A 3,989-nucleotide genomic window follows, 5' to 3' on the forward strand; every position below is an offset into this window, starting at 1 on the left:
AGATGTAGCTCCGTCTCGTGGGCTCGGAGATGTGTATAAGAGACAGCCCGAGCCCCATGTGCGTGTCGCGCCCCCGGTGGGGTCGGCGCGGCCCCGGTTCCTGATCCCCGTGTTCCCCGGCACGAACTGCGAGTACGAGTCCGCCCGGGCGGTGGAGCGTGCGGGCGGACGGGCCGAGGTCCTGGTGGTGAACGCGCTTTCGACCGAGGCAATGCGGGCCTCGGCGGACCGCTTTGCGGAACGGCTCTCCGCGTCCCAGGCGCTCCTTCTGCCGGGCGGGTTCTCGAACGGCGACGAGCCGGACGGGTCGGGGAAGTTCATCGCCATCTTCCTGCGGAGCCCGGCGGTGCGCGGCGCGGTGGAGGCGCTTCTGGAGGCGCGCGGCGGGCTGATCTGCGGGATCTGCAACGGCTTCCAGGCCCTGGTCAAGACGGGGCTGCTCCCCTACGGGCGCATCCTGGACCCGGAGGACCCGATCAAAGAGCCGAAGGGGCCGGACAAACGGGACAGGCTGGACAGAAACGCCCCGACCCTGACCTTCAACACCATCGGCCGCCATCAGTCGCGGATGGTCCGGACGCGCGTGCTCTCGAACCGTTCCCCGTGGCTCCGGCGCGTTCGCGAGGGGGACGTGCACACGATGCCGATATCCCACGGGGAGGGGCGCTTCGTGTGCGAGCCGGAGCTGCTGAGGCGTCTGGCGGAGGCGGGGCAGGTCGCGACGCAGTACGTGGACCCGGAGGGCCGTCCGACGATGGACATCCGTTACAACCCGAACGGGTCCGCGGGCGCCGTGGAGGGGCTCTTGTCGCCCGACGGGCGCGTGTTCGGCAGGATGGGGCACGCGGAACGCGTCGGGCCGTACCTGTACCGGAACGTCGAGGGAAATTACGGCACGGAAATGTTCGAGTCCGCGGTGGAATTCTTTACGGGAGGGAAATAGAGGATGCAGAAGCGCGAGCGGCTTTACGAGGGCAAGGCCAAGAAGGTCTACGCGACCGACGACGCCCGGTTTTACATCATCGAGTACAAGGACGACGCCACGGCGTTCAATGGGGAAAAGAAGGGGACGATCGCCGGCAAGGGCGCGGTGAACAACCGGATGAGCAACATCCTGTTCCGCATGCTGGAGGCGAACGGGGTGGAGACGCACTTCGTGGAGGAGCTGAACGACCGGGAGACCGTCGTGAAGGCGGTGAAGATCGTCCCGCTGGAGGTCATCGTGCGCAACGTGGCGGCGGGCTCCTTCTCGAAGCGCTTCGGCGTCGAGGAGGGGCGGGAGCTGAAGGCCCCCACCCTGGAGTACTGTCTGAAGGACGACGCGCTGGGCGACCCGATGATCAACGACTCGCAGATCCTCGCTCTGGGGGTGGCGACGGAGGAGGAGCTGCGGACGATGGGCGGCCTGGCCCTTCGGATCAACGGCCTTCTGAAGGACTATTTCTCGCGGATCGGGGTCCGGCTGGTGGACTTCAAGATCGAGTTGGGCCGTTACGAGGGGCGCATCGTCCTGGCGGACGAGATCTCGCCCGACACCTGCCGGTTCTGGGACGCGGAGACGAACCGCAAGCTGGACAAGGACCGCTTCCGCCGGGACCTGGGCGGCGTGGAGGACGCCTATCGGGAGATGTTCGAGCGGGTGAGCCGCTAGCGGCGATGGACCATCTCTATGGCCCTTATGGCCGGGCCTCTCGCGGTTTCGAGGACGACTCGCTGCACGAGGAGTGCGGCGTCATCGGGGTGTACCGGGAGTCGGAGGACGCGGCCAGGCCGGTATACTACGGTCTTTACGCGCTCCAGCACCGGGGGCAGGAGAGCGCGGGCATCGCCGTGAACCGCGGCGGGCGCATCCAGCCCTTCAAGGGGCTGGGGCTGGCCGGCGAGGTCTTCCGCGGGGACGTCCTCGCGGGGCTCTCGGGGAACATCGCCATCGGGCACGTGCGCTACTCCACCGCGGGCGGGGGCGACGTGCGCAACGCCCAGCCGCTCGCGGCGCGGTGCCGGCTGGGCGAGATCGCCCTGGCGCACAACGGCAACCTGGTCAACGCGGACAGCATCCAGGAGACCCTGTCGGACGCCGGGGTGATCTTCCAGACCACGACGGACTCGGAGTCGATCCTGCACCTCATCTGCCAGAACGGGAACAGCCGCGGGATCGAGGCGGGCATCCGCAACGCGATGAGCCTGATGAAGGGGGCCTATGTGCTGGTGCTGACGATGGGCGACCGGCTGATCGGCGTGCGCGACCCGCACGGCCTGCACCCGCTGTGCCTCGGCAGGCTCGGCGACGGCTGGGTGCTGGCCTCGGAGAGCTGCGCGCTCGACGCGCTGGACGCGGCGTTCGTCCGGGACGTGGAGCCGGGCGAGATCGTGATCGTGGACGCCGGCGGGCCCCGCAGCCTGGAGCCGTCTCACTGGTGCCGCAAGAGCCTCTGCGTGTTCGAGCTCATTTACTTCGCCCGCCCGGACAGCGTGGTGGACGGGGTGAGCGTCTACGATTTCCGGCGGCGCTCCGGCGCTCTGCTCGCGGCGCAGAACCCGATCGAGGCGGACATGGTGATGGCGGTGCCCGACTCGGGGATCCCGGCGGCCATCGGCTACGCGGAGGCGTCCGGGATTCCCTACGGCGAAGGGCTGATCAAGAACAAATACATCGGCCGGACCTTCATCCAGCCCACGAAGGAGATGCGCGAGGACTCAGTGCGCATCAAACTCTCGCCGATCCGGTACAATATAGAGGGGAAGCGCCTGATCGTGATCGACGACTCCATCGTCCGGGGCACGACGTGCCGCCGCATCGTGGGGCAGCTGCGGGACTCCGGCGCGCGCGAGGTGCACGTCTGCATCACGTCGCCCCCGGTCCGCTACTCCTGCTACTTCGGGATCGACACGCCCTACAGGGAGAACCTGATCGCGGTGCGGAAGTCCGAGGAGGAGATCCGGGACTTTCTGGGCGCGGACTCGCTGACGTACCTGAGCGAGGACGGCCTCTCTGCGGCCTGCGGGGGCAGGCGGCTGTACTGCAGGGCCTGCTTCGACGGGGAGTACCCCATGGAGGTCCCCGCCGGCGCGCGGCCCTCGGGCTTCTGCAAGGAGGGAAAGGCCCCGGACCTCTCCCGGCCGGACGTTCGGCCGCAGCAAGGATTTTTATGACTATCGTAAGGAGATTCTGGAAATGGCCCATTTTTACGAGGAACCGTCGCACACGTTTTCCGAATATCTGCTGGTCCCCTCCTATTCGTCGGCGGACTGTATCCCCGCCAACGTGTCCCTGCGGACGCCGCTCTGCCGCTTCCGGCGGGGCGAGCGGCCCCCGCTGGAGATGAACATCCCTCTGACCTCGGCGATCATGCAGTCGGTCTCGGACGACCGGCTGGCGATCGCCCTGGCGCGGGAGGGCGGCGTTTCGTTCATCTACGGTTCCCAGACCGTGGAGCGCGAGGCCGAGATGGTGCGGCGCGTCAAGCGCTACAAGGCCGGATTCGTCGCCAACGACTCGTCCATCGGCCCGGACGAGACGCTGGCCGACATCCTGAGCCTCCGGGAGAGGACGGGGCACACCACCGTCGCGGTCACGCACGACGGGTCCCTGACGGGGCGCCTCCTGGGCATCGTCACGAGCCGCGACTACCGCGAGAGCCGCATGACGCCCGACACGCCCGTGCGGGACTTCATGACGCCCATCGAAAAGCTGGTCTACGCCCGGGACGGCGTGACGCTGAGCGAGGCCAACGACCTCCTCTGGGAGCACAAGCTGAACGCGCTGCCGGTGGTGGACGAACGAGGGCACATGGTGGCGTTCGTGTTCCGCAAGGACTATTCGATGCACAAGGAGAACCCGCTGGAGCTCCTGGACACGCACAAGCGCTACGTGGTCGGGGCGGGGATCAACACGCGCGACTACGCGGAGCGCGTCCCGGCTCTGGTGGACGCCGGGGCGGACGTGCTGTGCATCGACTCGTCTGAGGGCTTCACGGAGTGGCAGCGCC

General features: G+C 67.9%; 4 protein-coding genes. All 4 read left to right on the top strand.

The genetic code is table 11. The features are described 5' to 3' along the window. Positions 1–31 precede the first annotated feature (31 nt). The gene (locus tag ABLA28_RS10820) at positions 32–943 is read left to right on the top strand and encodes a phosphoribosylformylglycinamidine synthase subunit PurQ (protein WP_347713676.1); all 912 of its coding nucleotides are present in this window, start codon (positions 32–34) and stop codon (positions 941–943) included. A 3-nt stretch (positions 944–946) separates the two neighbouring features. Then, complete coding sequence (purC, locus tag ABLA28_RS10825; protein ID WP_314718726.1) at positions 947–1,651, top strand: phosphoribosylaminoimidazolesuccinocarboxamide synthase; 705 nt, start codon at positions 947–949, stop codon at positions 1,649–1,651. A gap of 5 nt (positions 1,652–1,656) precedes the next feature. Then, positions 1,657–3,153, top strand: coding sequence for an amidophosphoribosyltransferase (gene purF, locus ABLA28_RS10830; RefSeq protein WP_347713677.1), 1,497 nt, complete (start codon positions 1,657–1,659; stop codon positions 3,151–3,153). A 22-nt stretch (positions 3,154–3,175) separates the two neighbouring features. Beyond that, a partial coding sequence (locus ABLA28_RS10835) for an IMP dehydrogenase (protein ID WP_347713678.1) occupies positions 3,176–3,989 on the top strand: 814 nt, incomplete at its 3' end.

This window comes from uncultured Fretibacterium sp. (assembly GCF_963544685.1).
Taxonomy (GTDB): domain Bacteria; phylum Synergistota; class Synergistia; order Synergistales; family Aminobacteriaceae; genus CAJPSE01.